Origin of the sequence: Daejeonella oryzae DSM 19973 (assembly GCF_000422945.1) — a bacterium.
Classification (GTDB): Bacteria; Bacteroidota; Bacteroidia; order Sphingobacteriales; family Sphingobacteriaceae; genus Daejeonella; species Daejeonella oryzae.
On sequence record NZ_AUHA01000002.1, the window covers coordinates 1,529,744 to 1,547,006 of the forward strand.

General features: G+C 39.5%; 13 protein-coding genes. 7 read left to right on the forward strand and 6 right to left on the reverse strand.

All coding sequences use genetic code 11. The features are described 5' to 3' along the window. Positions 1-34: 34 nt before the first annotated feature. The 4 genes from rlmH to G521_RS0107170 all read right to left on the reverse strand — a co-directional run bounded on the left by rlmH (position 35) and on the right by G521_RS0107170 (position 6,223). Positions 35-508 carry a 23S rRNA (pseudouridine(1915)-N(3))-methyltransferase RlmH gene (gene rlmH, locus G521_RS0107155; protein ID WP_026897929.1) on the reverse strand — a complete coding sequence of 158 codons (474 nt, stop codon included), beginning with the start codon at positions 506-508 and terminating at the stop codon, positions 35-37. Beyond that, positions 509-3,010 carry a gliding motility-associated C-terminal domain-containing protein gene (locus tag G521_RS0107160; RefSeq protein ID WP_026897930.1) on the reverse strand — a complete coding sequence of 834 codons (2,502 nt, stop codon included), beginning with the start codon at positions 3,008-3,010 and terminating at the stop codon, positions 509-511. It abuts the gene before it with no gap. An 84-nt stretch (positions 3,011-3,094) separates the two neighbouring features. Then, entirely contained in the window at positions 3,095-5,362 is a 2,268-nt protein-coding gene (locus G521_RS0107165; protein WP_026897931.1) for an aconitate hydratase, read from the reverse strand. 225 nt (positions 5,363-5,587) lie between these two features. Next, positions 5,588-6,223 carry a polysaccharide deacetylase family protein gene (locus G521_RS0107170; protein WP_026897932.1) on the reverse strand — a complete coding sequence of 212 codons (636 nt, stop codon included), beginning with the start codon at positions 6,221-6,223 and terminating at the stop codon, positions 5,588-5,590. An 85-nt stretch (positions 6,224-6,308) separates the two neighbouring features. On the opposite strand from G521_RS0107170, the gene G521_RS0107175 reads away from it, so the two are divergent. The 4 genes from G521_RS0107175 to G521_RS0107190 all read left to right on the forward strand — a co-directional run bounded on the left by G521_RS0107175 (position 6,309) and on the right by G521_RS0107190 (position 10,679). Further along, the gene (locus G521_RS0107175) at positions 6,309-7,757 is read left to right on the forward strand and encodes a TolC family protein (RefSeq protein ID WP_036678615.1); all 1,449 of its coding nucleotides are present in this window, start codon (positions 6,309-6,311) and stop codon (positions 7,755-7,757) included. A gap of 25 nt (positions 7,758-7,782) precedes the next feature. Then, positions 7,783-9,141 carry an efflux RND transporter periplasmic adaptor subunit gene (locus G521_RS0107180; protein ID WP_026897934.1) on the forward strand — a complete coding sequence of 453 codons (1,359 nt, stop codon included), beginning with the start codon at positions 7,783-7,785 and terminating at the stop codon, positions 9,139-9,141. Between the two features lie 153 nt (positions 9,142-9,294). Beyond that, a complete protein-coding gene (locus tag G521_RS0107185) occupies positions 9,295-10,302 on the forward strand; it encodes an NAD(P)H-dependent glycerol-3-phosphate dehydrogenase (protein WP_026897935.1) in 1,008 nt (335 codons plus the stop codon). 98 nt (positions 10,303-10,400) lie between these two features. After that, positions 10,401-10,679, forward strand: coding sequence for a hypothetical protein (locus G521_RS0107190; protein ID WP_026897936.1), 279 nt, complete (start codon positions 10,401-10,403; stop codon positions 10,677-10,679). Positions 10,680-10,794: 115 nt separating this feature from the next. On the opposite strand, the gene G521_RS0107195 is transcribed toward G521_RS0107190, so the two are convergent. Both G521_RS0107195 and G521_RS0107200 read right to left on the reverse strand, forming a co-directional pair. Continuing rightward, the gene (locus G521_RS0107195) at positions 10,795-12,660 is read right to left on the reverse strand and encodes a DEAD/DEAH box helicase (RefSeq protein WP_036678306.1); all 1,866 of its coding nucleotides are present in this window, start codon (positions 12,658-12,660) and stop codon (positions 10,795-10,797) included. Positions 12,661-12,794: 134 nt separating this feature from the next. After that, the gene (locus tag G521_RS0107200) at positions 12,795-13,262 is read right to left on the reverse strand and encodes a DUF4293 domain-containing protein (protein ID WP_026897938.1); all 468 of its coding nucleotides are present in this window, start codon (positions 13,260-13,262) and stop codon (positions 12,795-12,797) included. Positions 13,263-13,519: 257 nt separating this feature from the next. Between G521_RS0107200 and truA the strand changes: the two genes are divergently transcribed. The 3 genes from truA to sucD all read left to right on the forward strand — a co-directional run bounded on the left by truA (position 13,520) and on the right by sucD (position 17,096). Next, a complete protein-coding gene (gene truA / locus G521_RS0107205; protein WP_026897939.1) occupies positions 13,520-14,266 on the forward strand; it encodes a tRNA pseudouridine(38-40) synthase TruA in 747 nt (248 codons plus the stop codon). A gap of 25 nt (positions 14,267-14,291) precedes the next feature. Beyond that, positions 14,292-16,055: an ABC transporter ATP-binding protein gene (locus tag G521_RS0107210; RefSeq protein ID WP_026897940.1), complete on the forward strand. Its 1,764-nt coding sequence runs from the start codon at positions 14,292-14,294 to the stop codon at positions 16,053-16,055. A gap of 156 nt (positions 16,056-16,211) precedes the next feature. Beyond that, positions 16,212-17,096 (forward strand): succinate--CoA ligase subunit alpha, encoded by an 885-nt coding sequence (gene sucD, locus G521_RS0107215; protein WP_026897941.1) that lies wholly within the window; start codon positions 16,212-16,214, stop codon positions 17,094-17,096. Positions 17,097-17,263 lie beyond the last annotated feature (167 nt).

Consider the following 17,263-nt stretch of genomic DNA (forward strand, 5'->3'; position numbering starts at 1 on the left):
TCGTTGTCCGAAAGCCATATATAAAATTAAAAAATTATTCGTGATGATAGGGTTCGCCTTTTAGTATGGTAAAAGCACGGTAAACCTGCTCCACAAAAAATAATCGAACCATCTGGTGTGAAAAAGTCATCCGCGAAAGCGAGATTTTTTCTTCTGCCCGCTGAAATAAAACAGGATCAAATCCATAAGGACCGCCAATTAAAAATACCAGGTGTTGTACACTTCCAATCATTTTTTTATTTAAAAAGTCAGAGAAATGTTTGGATGAAAATTCAAGTCCTTTTTCATCCAGCAAGATCAGGTGATCTGTAGATTCCAGACTTTTAAGAACTATTTCGGCCTCTTTAGATTTTTGCTGCTCCTGTGATAAACTTTTGGTATTTTTTAATTCAGGCAGTTCCTGAATTTTAAAATTAATGTAATGTTTCAGGCGTTTCAGATATTTCTCAATACCTTCTATAAGATATTTATCTTCTGTTTTACCGATGGTTAATAAGGTGATTTTCATTTACCTGATAATTGTTATTGACCCAGATTTTCTGATGCTCTCATCGCTTAAATCCAGTGCATCTATAATGTAATAATACGTTCCTACAGGTAAGGGCTCATTGTTGTACGTACCCTTCCAGTTATCAAAAATATCATTTGCCTGGAATAAACGCGTTCCAAAGCGATTAAATATTTGCAATCTGTAATTTTTTAAATTTGTGATGGTTACTACAAATTCATCGTTAATCTGATCTGCATTGGGACTGAAGGTATTGGGGATAAAAAGAGTATTCTCTTCGCGGATTATAAATTTACCTTTTACAATTGAGGTGCTGCATTGTCTGCTGTTGAAAGCCGTTAAAGTAACATCAAATTCGCCTGTTTGACTATAATTATGCTCAGGGTTTTCAAGGATAGACGTGCTTCCATCTCCAAAATCCCATAAATATGAATCGGCTTCGAGAGATTGATTGTTAAATTTTACGCTTACCGGAAGGGAAAGTTTAGCAGGTATTCCCGGCACTGAACTGAATTGAGCAAGGGGTTTTCTTAGTACAGGAGGAATTTCAAAACTTGCTGTCTGACTGCTGCATTTTCCCTGGGTAATTTGCAGGTTATACGTTCCGGCTATTGAATAATCTGAGACAGGAATAATGACTGTTGAACTTGAGGATACAAAATTATTTGGGCCTGTCCATCGGTAAATGGTATTTTCCAGCTGCGGACTGCTTAAGACTAATGTATCGTTTAAACAGAACTGCAGTTTATTTGAACTGATCTGAGGTATAGATGGTACCGGAGATACCTCCAGAGTTTTGGAGAGGGTTACCTCGCACCCAGAATTTCCTCTGGCTGTAAGAACAATGGTTTTTAAGCCCGGCCGGGTATAAGAAACGGTAAACGGGCCATCTCCGCTGCCAGCAGTTATTTGGGCATCATCACCAAAACTCCAGAGAATCTGCTGGAAATCAATACTGGCATTTGTGAACGTATAATTCTGATTTATGGTGCAAGCATCGTTTTCTGCGATGTTGAATGCCACTACAGGCGTTTGGCCTATTGGCGGAATGCGGAAAGTGGAAACATCACTGATACATTCATTAATAGTTATCTGAAGCGTATATAAGCCAGCAGATTCATAATTATTAACAGGGATTACAAGCTCTGGCAAATTTGATGTAAAACCATTTGGTCCCGTCCATTGATAAATAGCATCCGTTTGCGGAGGAGTGCTCAGAATAATGGTATCTGCAATGCAAAATGTATTTTGATTACTATTGATCTGCGGAGGATCGGGTTTTAAACCTACAGCAAAAGTTTCAGTAGCTACCACTGAACATCCCTTTTCTCCAAAAACCTGTAATACAACTGTTTTAATTCCCGGAGTAGAATAACTTATATTTAATGGGCCTTCACTACTGGCAGAATCAATACTTGCTCCATCTCCAAACGTCCATTTAAGAGTTTTATAGTTTTTAGAGAGGCTGGAAAAGGTATAATTCTGGTCAACAGTACAGGGCTTGTCGCGGGTAAATTCTATCATTGCTTCCGGGCCGGTAAATTCTCCTGTGCCGCCAAATTCAAGAGTAAAGCCATTATTTCCGCGATCGAAATTATTAACAAGTAAAGCATAAACATGGCCCTCAATCATATCCACGTATCTTACAAAGCCATCCTGGTTTTCAAAACAGCCCCCGTTTTCAGACAGGTCGGTGGATGTCAGATCCAGACCGGTTTTGGTAAATCTTTTTTGCCCCGGCCCTGTGCAGTCTACTCCCCGGGCTGCATTGCAACGAATTGCATTGCCTGCATTAGCAGCGCTGCAATTATCACTGGTTCCCAAATCATATAAAACCCAGTCTATATCATCATTTGCGGTGGGTGTGATTACAAAAGTTAAAGTTCCGCTAGTTGCTGCCTGCCATTTATACCAGGCGCTGTTTTGCTCTGATGCGGTATTGGGATACTCCAGACAGGTGCCTGCAGCTTCATTATTATTTAATCCGGCTCCGGAAACGTCAAGTTGGGTAAAGCTTTCTTTGCTGCATAAAAAAGATGCAGTATTACAGTCTTGTCCGGGTTTAACAATTGGGTTGTAGTTATTAATACATAATTTAAATGTACCTATATTCGATCCGCTTATGCGGATAAAATAGATCTTACCTATAATCAGGCCTCCTTTATATTGTGTAGTAACATTGTTTGAACTGATGGTTGCAGCTGGGAAAGCGCCCGAATTACAGTCTGCAAATAATTCTACCACAGGCGCTATTAAAGTTCCGCCAAGGTTTCCGCTGCCATCAGAATTTCCGCTTACAGAAATATTGACATCAAACGCTCTTGCCGTAAACTGGAACCAGATGTCATTATTGGTGGTATTTAAGGTAGAAAATTCTTTATCTGCTGAACAGTAATTATCAACATTCGCGATTACTTTAGAAGAGCTGCACTCATCGTTTGATACTTGTCCGTAACCCAGAAGGGGAGAAAGAAGGATCAAAAAAGAGAGAAGTTTCTTCATGAATTTTTTTCAGTTTTTTAAATATACAAAAAAGCCCTGCTCAAAATTTTGAGCAGGGCTTACATTGTGTATTGTTAAAAATGCTTAAACGTTTTGTTTCATCCGGATGATGTTTAAAGCTCCACCCGCTTTAAACCACTCAATCTGCTGTTCGTTATAAGTATGGTTCACACTAAATGATTCAGCATTTCCGTCGGAATGATGAAGCATAATGGTTAACGGAGTTGCAGGAGCAAATGTATTTAATCCGCAGATATCAATTATATCATCTTCTAATATGCGTTCATAATCATTTGGATCAGCAAAAGTAAGGGCAAGCATACCTTGTTTTTTAAGGTTTGTTTCGTGGATACGAGCAAATGACTTAACAAGAATTGCACGAACACCCAAATGACGTGGCTCCATAGCTGCATGTTCACGGGATGAACCTTCACCATAATTCTCGTCACCTACTACAATGCTTCCTACACCAGCAGCTTTATAAGCACGTGCCGTTGCAGGAACTGCTCCGTATTCGCCGGTAATTCCATTTTTAACATTATCCGTTTTCTCATTAAAGAAATTGGTTGCTCCGATAAGCATATTGTTAGAAATATTATCCAGGTGGCCGCGGAATTTTAACCATGGTCCGGCCATTGATATATGGTCGGTAGTACATTTCCCTTTGGCTTTAATCAGAAGTCTTAAACCTTTAATATCGGTTCCTTCCCATGCTTTAAAAGGATCAAGCAATTGTAAGCGGGCTGATTTCTCGTCAACAATTACACTCACCATACTTCCGTCTTCTGCCGGAGCCTGGTATCCTGCATCTTCTACAGCATATCCTTTTATCGGCATTTCCAAACCCTGAGGCTCATCAAGTTTAACCTGTTCTCCGCTAAGATTGGTTAAAAAATCAGTCATCGGATTGAAACTTAGATTACCTGCAATAGTTAATGCCGTTACAACTTCCGGAGAAGCAACAAATGCATGTGTATTTGGGTTACCGTCGTTACGGTTTTTAAAGTTTCTGTTGTATGAAGTTAAGATTGAGTTTTTACGATTAGGGTCGTCACTGTGACGGGCCCATTGGCCAATACACGGTCCGCAGGCATTTGCTAACACCACGCCGCCCATCTTCTCAAATGTATTCAGAAAACCATCACGGTCTACCGTATAGCGAACTAATTCAGAGCCCGGTGTAATTGTAAATTCAGCCTTTACTTTCAGGTTTTTATCAACCGCCTGTTTGGCAATTGATGCAGCACGTGAAATGTCTTCGTAAGATGAGTTTGTACAAGATCCAATCAGTCCAACTTCCAGTTCTTCCGGCCAGCCATGTTCTCTAACCGCTTCTGCAAATTTTGAAATCGGCCATGCCATATCCGGAGTATAAGGGCCGTTGATATGAGGTTCTAAAGTTGAAAGATCAATTTCGATTACCTGATCAAAATATTCCTGAGGATTGTTGTAAACTTCCTCGTCACCTGTTAAATGCTCTTTAACTTCATTCGCCAGCAAGGCAATATCTTCACGACCGGTGCCTGTAAGGTATTCAGCGATTTTTTGATCGTAACCGAAAACTGAAGTGGTAGCGCCAATCTCGGCTCCCATATTGCAGATTGTTCCTTTACCGGTTGCAGAAAGAGACTGAGCACCTTCACCAAAATATTCAACAATATAACCGGTTCCGCCCTTAACGGTTAAAATTCCGGCTACTTTTAAAATCACGTCTTTTGCTGATGTCCAGCCAGAAAGTTTTCCGGTTAATTTAATTCCGATCAGTTTAGGGAATTTTAATTCCCATGCCAAACCGGCCATTACATCGCATGCATCAGCTCCGCCCACACCAATAGCAATCATACCTAAACCACCTGCATTGGGAGTATGAGAATCTGTACCGATCATCATCCCGCCGGGGAAAGCATAATTTTCTAAAACTACCTGGTGAATAATTCCCGCACCCGGTTTCCAGAAACCAATGCCATATTTATTCGATACGGAAGCAAGGAAATCGTAAACCTCTTTATTTTGAACATTTGCATTTTGCAAATCTTCGTCTGCTCCAACTTTCGCCTGGATCAGGTGATCGCAATGTACTGTTGAAGGTACTGCTACTGTTGGACGGCCAGCCTGCATAAACTGCAATAAAGCCATTTGAGCTGTTGCATCCTGCATAGCCACACGGTCTGGTGCGAAATCTACATACGTTATTCCACGCTCATGAGCCTCAGAAGCTTTACCCTGCCATAAATGAGCGTATAGTATTTTTTCTGTTAAAGTAAGGGGTTTATTAACAACATTACGGGCAGCCTCAATGCGGGTGCCGTAGTTGTCATAAACCTTTTTGATCATATCTAAATCAAATGCCATATTATTGATTGATTTTTAAAAGTGATTTTTATAGAATTGCTTCGAATTTACAAAAATTGCCCGAAATTTTCCTATTTAGAGCTAATAAGTGGCGGAAATAAGAATTTTTAGCGACCCATTAAGATCCGGCAAGTACTATTATCAGACGGCTTATTTGATGATAAGTTTTTTTGGAGGAGTCTTATACGGATAGTTCGCAGCCATTTCCCTATAGTAGTTATGAAACTAAATTTCTGCAACCTGAGGCAGTGCTGAAAAAACAAACCCTTTTTGCTGCAATTTTTCAATGGTAAGCGGCAATGCATATTTAAGCCTGTCGAACGCTTTCAGGCTATCGTGGAAAACAATTACAGAACCATTCTGTGTATGTTTTAAAACATTTTGAAGACATTTTTCAGGATTTAAATCCTGATCGAAATCTCCGCTCAGAACATCCCACATAATAATCTCCAGATTCGGAAATTGTGATTTGAGATTTGCGATTTGCGATTTTTTTATTCTCCCGTAAGGCGGACGAAATAAACTGGATTTTACAAATCCGGCGCATTGGCTCACATTGGCCAGATAAATTTCATCAGCTGTTTTCCAGCCTTTTAAATGGTTGTAGGTATGATTTCCTACCGAGTGTCCGTCATTTAAGATTTGTTGATAAACTTCCGGATATTTGAATACATTCTCCCCAATACAAAAGAAAGTTGCTTTAATATTAAAATCTTTTAAAGTATTTAAAACCCAGGGTGTAACAACAGGTATGGGTCCATCGTCAAAGGTTAAGTAAATGCATTTTTCTTTGCGGCTTTTGTGCCAGGTTAGATCCCGGTAAAGCCAGCGTAACCAAAAAGGAGAGTATGCCAGGTACATATTTAATTGCTATCTTATCACGAAGATAAGATGTGTGGTAAGATATTTAAGCTCAGGAACACAAATAAAAGGCATTGATAATTGTATGAATTTTAAACTTATTAAAAATAAATTTTTTCTCATCAGCGCATTGGTCTGTACGTATGCGGCAGTTTCTGTAACGCAGGCATCGGCACAGGAAAAAATTACGTTGAGACAGGCAACAGAAATTGCCCTGCAAAATAATCTGCAGATAAAACAGGCTCAGCTTTCTGAAGCTTTATCTGATGAAAATCTAAAGCAATCTAAAATAGCTCTTTATCCCACATTAAATGCGAGTAACAACCTGAATTTTAATTATGGAAGAAGCATCGATCCTTTAACCAATCAGTTTGTTAACCAATCTGTGACTTCTACCAACGGAAATCTGTTTTCGGGAATTACCCTGTTTCAGGGATTTCAAAAAATAAACCTGATTTCCCAAAGTAAGTATGAGCTGGAAGCAGATAAAAGTAATACCCAAAAAAGTAAGAATGATTTGGTGCTTGCAGTAGTTACAACTTATCTGCAGGTGTTAAACAGTCAGGATTTTTTAGTGGCTGCAAACCAGCAACTGGCCATTTCCCGTCAGCAATTAGACCGGGAACAGAAATTTTTTGATGTTGGAAACAAAACACTGGCAGATTTGTCGCAGTCTAAAGCGCAGGTTGCTACGGCAGAATTGAATGTAACCAATGCTCAGAATCAACTTGATTTATCATTTCTTAACCTTGCCCAGCTGATGGAACGTGATCCTTCAGTTCCTTTTGAAGTAGAGAAACCGGTTATAGATGATGTTCCTTTAAATTCTGCTTACTCGGCATCAGAAGTTTATAATACAGCTTTAAAAAATTATCCCGACATTAAAATTGCCGAATACAGCCGAATGGCTTTTGCTAAAGCTGTTGATGTTGCAAAAGGAAATTTTTATCCGCGTTTAACTTTACAGGGAGGTTTGGGAACAGGATTTTCAAATGGAAGGCAGCAACTGGTAAGCCGCAGTCCGGATGGAACCAATAGTCCGATTGGTTTTGTTGAAAATACGGGCCAGGTGGTAGTAACTCCAAATTTTGCAACCACGTTTGAAAAAACTCCGTTCAGAACTCAAATTGATGAAAACTTCAACCAGTCAATCAGTTTTGGACTTTCCATTCCTATTTTTAATAATTTCACGGCAAGGTCATCAGTACGCAGAGCTAAAATTAATTTGCAAAATGCCGAAGTTTCAGAGCAGATCGCTAGAAATAGTTTAAACAAGGTGGTGAACCAGGCTGTGTATGACCTGAGAGCGGCAGAAAGAAGACTTTATTCTGCGCAGGTTGCTTTTCAATCTTCCAAAGATGCGTTTTATGCCATTGATCAAAGATATACAGTAGGACTGGCCAACTCGCTGGATCTCAACCAATCTCAAACGAATTTAAATAAAGCAGAGTTTGATCTTATTCAGGCTCGTTACGATCTTATATTCAGGGCTAAAGTAATTGACTTTTACCTGGGAAATCCAATATCTTTCTAATCAGAATTAAATTTTTCTATACAAAATGGCAAAGAAGAAAAACACGTTAAAATATGTACTCATCGGAGCGGTGGTTTTAGTGATTCTTGCAATCACGGGTAATAAAATGGGCTGGTTCGGACAGGGGAAAACCGAAAAAGTTGCAGTAGATAAAGTAGAACGCAGAACGATAATAGAAACCGTTTCTGCAAGTGGAAAGGTGCAGCCCGAGGTAGAAGTAAAGCTGAGTTCAGAAGTTTCCGGAGAAGTTGTTGAATTACGGGTTAAAGAAGGAGACGTTGTAACTAAGGGGCAGCTTTTATGTAAAGTACGGCCCGATGTTTTAAAATCAGGTTACGACCGGGCGGTTGCATCTTTAAATAGTCAGCGTGCAAGTCTGGCCAGTTCTCAGCAGCAGCTAAAACAGGCTCAGGCTAATTTCGCTAATACAGAGGCACGCTATAAGCGTAATAAGGAGCTATTTGATAAGAAAGTTATTTCGGTTTCTGAATTTGATGCAGCGAAGGCAGAATACAATTCTGCAAGAGCGAACTTAGAATCGATAAAGCAAAATGTTATCGGAACAAGATTTGGTGTAGATCAATCCAATGCAGTAGTTAAGGAAGCTGGCGATAATCTGGCGAAAGCTTCAATCTATGCTCCTGTGGATGGTGTTATTTCGAAATTATCTGTCGAAAAAGGAGAGCGAGTAGTAGGTACGGCGCAAATGGCCGGAACTGAAATTATGCGGATTTCTAATTTGAACACGATGGAAGTAAGCGTAGATGTGAATGAAAGTGATATCAACAGAGTTTCATTGAATGATACCGCTCAAATAGAAGTAGATGCTTTTCAGGGGAAAAAATTTAAAGGAGTAGTTACCGAGATTGCCAGTTCTGCCAATGTTGTGGGTTCAAGTGCAGATCAGGTAACTAATTTCACAGTAAAGGTTCGTATTCTTCCCGAATCGTATGCAGTTCTTTTACGCTCCGGAACGTCTAATCCTTCACCTTTTCGCCCGGGATTGTCGGCTACCGTAGACATCCAAACAGAAAGATTTAGCGGTTTGTCAGTTCCTATTCAGTCGGTAACCATACGTGAAGATAAAAAGGCTGCTCCTGATGTTGACAAGCCCGAAACCCAGTCAAGTTCAGATAGTGAAAAGCCCAAATCAACCGAAGATATAAAGGAATATGTCTTCATTTATAAAGATGGAAAAGTGAAACAGGTGGTTGTAACTACAGGTATACAGGATGATGCATTCATTCAGATTCTTTCAGGTTTAAAGGGAGGAGAGGAAGTTGTTTCAAGACCTTTTACCGCGATTTCCAAAACTCTGAAAGATGGTATGCAGGTTGAAAAAGTAGACAAAGAAAAACTTTTAAGCAACGATAAAAAAGATTAGTAAGTAGCTTCTAAAAATGTTCCGGGTAACTATTGTTTGGATCAGAAATTCCTCATCCAAACGATAGAACAACACCTCCGGACACACATGTACTGAAAAAATAATTAACTTGTCCCGATTTCAGAACTACTCTGAATCGGGACTTTTAAATATATGGAGCAAATCATAAAAAAGATTGCAATAATAGGCGGGGGAAGCTGGGCAACGGCTATTGTTAAAATGCTGTGTGATAATATTGTAGAAAAAGAAGTATTCTGGTGGATGCGGAATGATTCGGCAATTGAGCATATCCGGAAATTTAAACACAATCCAAATTATCTTAGCTCAGTAGAAATTAACGTTCCTGCCGACAATATCAGTTCGGATATCAGGAAGATTATTGCCGCTGCAGACTCTATTCTGCTGAATATTCCCGCTGCTTTTCTAAAAGAAACTTTACAGGATATTATAGCTGAAGATTTAAAAGGTAAAAAAATCATTTCCGCTATAAAGGGAATTGTTCCGGATGAAAATCTGATCATCGGAGAATTTATGAATCAGAAATATAATATTCCTTTTCAGGATATTCTGGTGATTAGCGGGCCCTGCCATGCAGAGGAAGTTGCCCTGGAAAAACTATCTTATCTAACCATTGCTTCACCGGATAATCAGGTGGCATGCTGTCTTGCCGGAATGCTGAAAACCCGATATATTAAAACCAATATTTCGGACGATATATACGGAACTGAATATGCTGCGGTATTAAAAAATATTTATGCAGTGGCCAGCGGTATTTGTCATGGTGTAGGTTTTGGCGATAATTTTCAGGCTGTTTTGATATCAAATGCAATCCGTGAAATCAAGCGCTTTGTAGATGTAGTACATCCCATAGACCGCGATATTAAAGAATCGGCATACCTTGGAGACCTGCTGGTTACAGCATATTCTCAGTTCAGCAGGAACCGAACGTTCGGAAATATGATTGGAAAAGGATATACTGTAAAATCTGCACAGCTGGAAATGAATATGGTTGCCGAAGGATATTATGCAGTAAACTCCCTACACCAGATCAATAAAACGTATAAAGTAAATATGCCAATTTGCAGGGCGGTTTATGCCATAATTTATGAAAAGCATTCTCCGTTAATAGAAATGCAGCTTCTTTCAGACCTTCTTTCCTGATTTTATTTATTTAAAACTAAGTTCCTGAGGCGTTGTTAATTTTAAAAACGCAACAGGATCAGCTTTGAGCTGATTTTTAAAATAAATAGATATTAGATATGAGAAATTCACTGAAAATTATTGGGATAGTTGCCGGAGCAATAGCTGCTGCAAGTATAATTACAAGAAAAAGAGCAGATGGTACCAGTCTTTTCGATGATATTGCCGATGCAAGTAAAGGATGGAGTGATAAGCTTCAGCAATATGGTACAAAATTGAAAGACAGATTCTTACCGGATTTGAAAGGGCCGAATGGTGAAGATGTTTTTTCGGATATGTATGACCGTAAGTATTATATGGACGATATGAATAACCGTATTTATACTGACAACATCTAAACTGATTTTTTCCGGTAATTATAAATCAAGAATTTAGCCGGATCAATTATTTTTCTATAAAAAAAGAGTCCCGATTTCCGGGACTCTTTTTTTATAACAGATTTATGAAATAATCTTAGTTGCGTCTGCGTCTTTCACCTGATCCGCCTTCACGACGACCGGCTCCTGAACCAGAGTTTCCTCCTACACGATCTTCACGGCGCTTGCCAGAAAAATCGCGGAATCCACCTCCGCCTTCACGACTTCCACCTTCACGGTTTCCACCGCTGCGACCTTTATAGCCACCGCCGCCGCCGTAACCGCCACTGCGTTCACGTCCGCCGGATCTTTCGCCACCTCGTTCGCGTTCCCCGCCTTCGCGTTCTCCTGCCAACTCAATACGTACCGGGCGACCCTGGTAATCAACTGATTTAAAACCTTGCTGAACCTGATCAACAAATGCATTTTCAACTTCAAAGAAGGTGAAAACCCCTTTCAGATCGATTTTACCAATGCTTTTTCCACTGATTTTGGTGTTGTTGCAAATGAATCCCAGCATGTCTCCACGTGTAAAATCATCAACAGATCCAAGGTTCATAAATAAGCGTGTAAAGCCTGCGCTTGTACTTGATTTGAATGAACGGTCACCACGATCGCCTGCACGGTCTTCATGAGCCGGAGCATTCAGGTCTGGTGCATTCTGATAATATTTAAGGAAGCTGTTAAATTCTAAAGAAGCAAAACGTTTAATGATTTGTTCTTTATCCAGATCTTTAAATTCATCCATAATACGAGGGATGTATTGTTCAATCTGCTCTTCGTTCACCTCAACCTGGTGTACTTTATGGATTAGTGCAAATAACTGCTTTTCACAAACATCAAATCCGTTTGGAATTTCAGCTTTAGTAAACTGCTTTCCGATTACGCGTTCAATCTGACGAATTTTTCCCTGCTCTTTAGAATTGATGATAGCAATTGAAATACCTGTTTTACCAGCACGACCTGTACGTCCGCTACGGTGGGTATAATTTTCAATCTCATCAGGTAAAGAGTAGTTAATTACGTGCGTTACATCGTTAACATCAATTCCTCTGGCTGCCACATCTGTAGCAATCAGTAATTGTAAGCTGCGATCGCGGTAGCGCTTCATTACTTTATCACGCTGTTGTTGTGATAAATCTCCGTGAAGTGCATCTGCATTATATCCATCTTTTACTAAAGACTCTGCAATTTCCTGAGTTTCTATTTTGGTACGGCAAAAAACAATACCGAAAATTTCGGGATTGAAATCTACAATCCGTTTAAATGCGGCATATTTATCCCGGGCACGCACAACATAATATTCATGCTCGATGTTAACGTTACCGGTATTTTTGGTACCCATTGTTAATTCGAACGGATCAGTCATGTATTTTTTAGCGATGCGTCTAACTTCGGTAGGCATCGTGGCAGAAAATAACCACGTTTTTTTATCTTCAGGAGTGGTAGATAAAATGATGTCGATGTCTTCCTGGAAACCCATGTTCAGCATCTCATCAGCTTCGTCTAAAACAACGTAACCAACCTGTGAAAAATCAATTGCTTTACGATTGATAATGTCAAGCATCCGGCCTGGTGTGGCCACTACGATCTGTACGCCACGCTTGATCTGACGTAATTGATCTGAAATGTTAGCACCTCCGTAAACAGCAACAACGTTAACGTTCTTCATGCTTTTGGAGTACTTATTTATATCACTGGTGATCTGTAAACAGAGTTCACGCGTTGGACATAAAATAAGTGCTTGTGGATAATTTTCTTCGAAATCCAGTAATTCTAATAAAGGCAGGCCAAATGCTGCCGTTTTACCGGTTCCTGTTTGAGCTAATCCGACAAAATCGTTGCTGCCTGAAAGTAATACCGGGATGGCTTGTTCCTGGATTGGTGTAGGGTTTTCAAACCCTAGTTCAGTAATGGCATTAACAATATCATGACGGATACCCAAGGTACTAAATGGGTTCATGATGTATTATAAAGCTCTAAAGCGTCATTGCTTTAAGGCGCCGCAAAGGTAGCATTAATATTTAATATATTTAAGCGGGATCTCAGTATTGCAATATATTTACAATTGAATCTAACTGTCTGTTTATTATCCGGTTATCGTAAACGATCTGCAGATTTAATCAGTTTCTCATCATTCCGAATCCCTTTCAATGCAAGGATAATAAATAAAATTGCCAGTGAAGGTAAAATAACGCCTATTCCGTAATTACCAAGCTGCAGCGTTATATCTCCGAAAACCTGCTTGGCGATTTGAACAAGCCAAAAGCTATATCCAAGAATGGCTAATATGCATAAGTAGCAAATGTTAATCTGTTTTTTGCGGTCCTTATAAAAGAAAATGATTACCAGAGGAATTAATCCAAGAATTACGGTTGCAATCATAATGGGTACGAACATTTGAGTCTGAACAATTTCTCCGTTAATGTTTTCATACACGCCGCTAACTTTTAAAGCTTTTGCAGTACCGTTTGCGCTCAGAACCTGTAAATATGGAAATAAGAAAAGACAGAAAATAGCCAGTGTTGCAAAAAATAACCAAATGGTTTGTACACGTTGTAGCATAATTAATAAATTATTTTATTGCACAAATATATATTGATTTGCGATTTTAGGTTCAGGGATTAGAAATTTATTTCAGGAGATGAACTATGAATATAATCGCTCCCCGTATTTAAGTGTCTGAAATTTATGTCAAATAGTATTCGGTGGCAATTATTCAGATGTTTAATAGTATGCTTTAAATACATAAACAACAGAATGGAGCCGATAATTGGTTTTTCAAATCTTAATCTTTTCCAAAATCAATTACCTTTGATGCCGTGAGCATATTAAAACGATATTTTATTGAACTAACCTTTAACGGCTCGAAATATCACGGATGGCAGAAACAGGAAAATGCCATTTCAGTACAGCAAGTCCTGAATAATGCAATGTCAACTTTATTAAGGCAGGATGTAGAAACGCTGGGTTGCGGGCGAACGGACAGCGGAGTCCATGCCACCCAGCTGTTTGCTCATTTTGATGCGATGGCAGAGCTGGATGAAAACAAATTCCTCAAAAGCTTAAATTCACTTCTTCCTTATGATATTGCTGTTAACAGGTTAATACCAGTTCATCCCGAAGCGCATGCCCGTTTTGATGCAGTAAAAAGATCATATCAGTATCAGGTTCATTTTAAAAAAGATCCATTTAAACAGGGTTTTTCGTGGCTTTTGCGTGATGTTCCGGACATTCAGAAGATGAATCGTGCGGCAGCAATTCTTAAAGAATACAGAGATTTCAGCTGCTTCAGTAAATCCAATACTCAAACGTTCACTAATAACTGCGTAATTACCAGGGCAGAATGGGAAAGTAACGGCAGTAGTTTGGTTTTTCACATTTCGGCCGATAGATTTTTGAGGAATATGGTAAGAGCTATTGTTGGAACGCTTATCAGTATCGGAAGAAATGAAATAAATGAAGATGATCTTAGAAAGATTATAGAAAGTAAAAACCGCTCTAAAGCTGGCGCATCTGTTCCTGCATGCGGCCTGTATCTTACAGAAGTTGTTTATCCATATATTTAGATCCCCAGTAGTCGTAAAATAATCCATGACCAAAGTAAGCGGAAAAGCAGTTGATGTAAATTTATTAAAACGGATTCTCCGGTATGTTAAACCATACCGATCCATTTTTATCTGGTCGGTAATTTTAACTGTGGCCCTGGCAATTTTAGCTCCGATAAGGCCATTAATAATTGAATACACCCTTGATGAATTTATTCTGAAGGATGACAGCTCGGGTTTGTTAAGAATGACTTTGCTGATGATCCTTATTTTACTGGTTCAAACAGTAGTTCAGTATTTTCATACATTTTTAACAAATACACTGGGCCAATCGGTTATAAAAGATCTGCGGATCAATGTATTTAACCATATCAGCAAGCTCCGTTTAAAATATTTTGACCGCACACCAATCGGGCAGCTGATTACTCGTACAGTTTCTGACCTGGAAACCATTGCTGATATTTTTTCTGAAGGAATGATCCAGATCATTGGCGACGTGTTGCAGGTTGTTGCAATTATTGCAGTGATGGCTTATACCGACTGGAAACTTACCCTGATCGTATTGGTTCCTATGCCATTTTTAATCCTTGCCTCCTATATTTTTAAAGAAGCTATTAAATCTGCTTTTCAGGATGTACGCACTCAGGTATCACATTTAAATACGTTTTTGCAGGAGCATATTACAGGGATGAGCATTATCCATTACTTCGCCCGTGAAGAACAGGAAATGCGTAAGTTTAAAAATATCAATGCAAAGCACCGTGATGCGCACATCCGCTCTAACTGGTATTACTCTATTTTCTTTCCGGTAGTCGAAATAATCTCTGCTCTTTCTATTGGCTTGCTGGTTTGGTACGGGTCCAAATCTATTTTAACCAATGCTATTTCCCCGGGTGTGGTGGTTGCATTTATCATGTATATCAATATGCTCTTCCGGCCCATTCGCGAGCTTGCCGATAAATTCAATACCCTTCAAATGGGTATGGTAGGAGCTGAGCGTATTTTTAATGTATTGGATACACGTGAAGAAACGGAAAACAAGGGCACGTTGCAGCCTGCACTTTTGGAGGGTAAGATTGAATTTAATCATGTTTGGTTTGCATATAATGATGATAACTGGGTATTAAAGGATATTTCATTTATGGTTGAGCCCGGAGAAACCCTCGCACTGGTTGGTGCCACCGGAGCCGGTAAATCATCTACTATAAATATATTGAATCGATTTTACGAGATCGGCAAAGGAAGTGTTAAAGTAGATGATCGTGATATTAAAGACTATGAATTGGGCTATCTGCGTTCCCAGATAGCCACCGTGTTGCAGGATGTTTTTTTATTTTCCGAATCCATTGCCAATAATATTAATCTGAATAATCCGGATATTACCCGTGAAAAACTGATTGCAGCAGCAAAAGATGTGGGTGCACACGACTTTATAGAACGCCTGCCCGGCGGCTACGACTATAATGTTATGGAACGCGGCGCCACATTATCTGCCGGCCAGGCGCAGCTTATTTCTTTTATCCGGGCATTGGTTTTCAATCCCCGCATTTTGGTTCTAGATGAAGCCACCTCTTCGGTAGATACCGAAACGGAAGAACTTATACAGACAGCCATAAACAAACTGATGCAGGGCCGCACATCTATAGTTATCGCCCATCGTTTATCCACTATTCAGAAAGCGGATAAAATCATTGTTTTAGATCACGGAGAAATTAAAGAAATCGGATCGCACCAGGAACTGCTTAAACTCAATGGATTTTACAGACGTCTGTACGATTTGCAATTTAATTCAGAAGGAATAGGAAGGTAGAGATGAGACCCGTGATATGAGATATCTTCAGTAGCAGGATCTTAATTTTCTGTCTTACATCTCAGATTTCAGTTATCGGACTATCCGCTTCATATCTCAGATTTAATTTGCCTTTTGTTGTGATTCTCTTAGCTTTGCCAAACATAAAACTAAGCTATGAGTGTTCTGGTTAATAAAGATTCAAAAGTTATCGTTCAGGGTTTCACAGGTAATGAAGGTACATATCATGCCTCCCAGATGATAGAGTATGGTACCCAGTTAGTTGGTGGAGTTACTCCCGGTAAAGGCGGACAAACTCACCTTGACCGGCCGGTATTTAACACGGTGAAAGATGCTGTTGACAAAACAGGCGCCGATGTTTCCATTATTTTTGTGCCTCCTGCCTTTGCGGCCGATGCCATTATGGAAGCTGCTGAAGCTGGTATAAAAGTTATTGTTTGTATCACCGAAGGCATCCCTACAAAGGATATGATTTTGGTGAAAGAATATATTTCAGACAGAGACTGCCGTTTAATTGGTCCAAACTGTCCTGGTATTATTACCGCTGATGAGTCTAAGATCGGTATCATGCCCGGTTTTATTTTCAAAAAAGGTACAGTAGGAGTAGTATCAAAATCAGGAACTCTTACTTACGAAGCTGTTGATCAGGTTGTAAAAGCAGGTTTAGGGATTACTACGGCTATTGGTATTGGCGGTGACCCGATTATCGGAACACCTACCAAAGAAGCGGTTGAGCTGTTAATGAATGATCCCGAAACAGAAGGCATAATCATGATCGGCGAAATTGGCGGAAGCATGGAAGCGGAAGCTGCTTATTGGATTAAAGAAAATGGCACCAAGCCGGTTGTAGGATTTATTGCCGGACAAACAGCGCCTCCGGGACGCCGTATGGGACATGCCGGAGCTATAGTGGGTGGTGCTGATGATACAGCTGCTGCTAAAATGAAGATCATGCGTGAGTGTGGAATCCGTGTGGTAGAATCTCCTGCAGAAATTGGTGTTGCTATGGCAGAAGAACTTCAAAAATTAGTTAAAGCCTAAAACTTCAAACTTTTATATTTTAAAAGATCTGCTACAAAAGCAGATCTTTTTTTTTGAAGATTTATTCACTTTTTAAATTTAATTTCTGTCATTTTCAATTACTGTTAAGCTTAGTTCTCATTTAAGATTAAGCGATTTATCTATTTTATTATAAATTCGCCAGTCGA

Bases quoted from the DNA above. Each gene is read 5' to 3' on its own strand.
- rlmH (WP_026897929.1), bottom strand. From the start codon at position 508: ATGAAAATCACCTTATTAACCATCGGTAAAACAGAAGATAAATATCTT.
- G521_RS0107160 (WP_026897930.1), bottom strand. From the start codon at position 3,010: ATGAAGAAACTTCTCTCTTTTTTGATCCTTCTTTCTCCCCTTCTGGGT.
- G521_RS0107165 (WP_026897931.1), bottom strand. From the start codon at position 5,362: ATGGCATTTGATTTAGATATGATCAAAAAGGTTTATGACAACTACGGC.
- G521_RS0107170 (WP_026897932.1), bottom strand. From the start codon at position 6,223: ATGTACCTGGCATACTCTCCTTTTTGGTTACGCTGGCTTTACCGGGAT.
- G521_RS0107175 (WP_036678615.1), top strand. From the start codon at position 6,309: ATGAATTTTAAACTTATTAAAAATAAATTTTTTCTCATCAGCGCATTG.
- G521_RS0107180 (WP_026897934.1), top strand. From the start codon at position 7,783: ATGGCAAAGAAGAAAAACACGTTAAAATATGTACTCATCGGAGCGGTG.
- G521_RS0107185 (WP_026897935.1), top strand. From the start codon at position 9,295: ATGGAGCAAATCATAAAAAAGATTGCAATAATAGGCGGGGGAAGCTGG.
- G521_RS0107190 (WP_026897936.1), top strand. From the start codon at position 10,401: ATGAGAAATTCACTGAAAATTATTGGGATAGTTGCCGGAGCAATAGCT.
- G521_RS0107195 (WP_036678306.1), bottom strand. From the start codon at position 12,660: ATGAACCCATTTAGTACCTTGGGTATCCGTCATGATATTGTTAATGCC.
- G521_RS0107200 (WP_026897938.1), bottom strand. From the start codon at position 13,262: ATGCTACAACGTGTACAAACCATTTGGTTATTTTTTGCAACACTGGCT.
- G521_RS0107210 (WP_026897940.1), top strand. From the start codon at position 14,292: ATGACCAAAGTAAGCGGAAAAGCAGTTGATGTAAATTTATTAAAACGG.
- sucD (WP_026897941.1), top strand. From the start codon at position 16,212: ATGAGTGTTCTGGTTAATAAAGATTCAAAAGTTATCGTTCAGGGTTTC.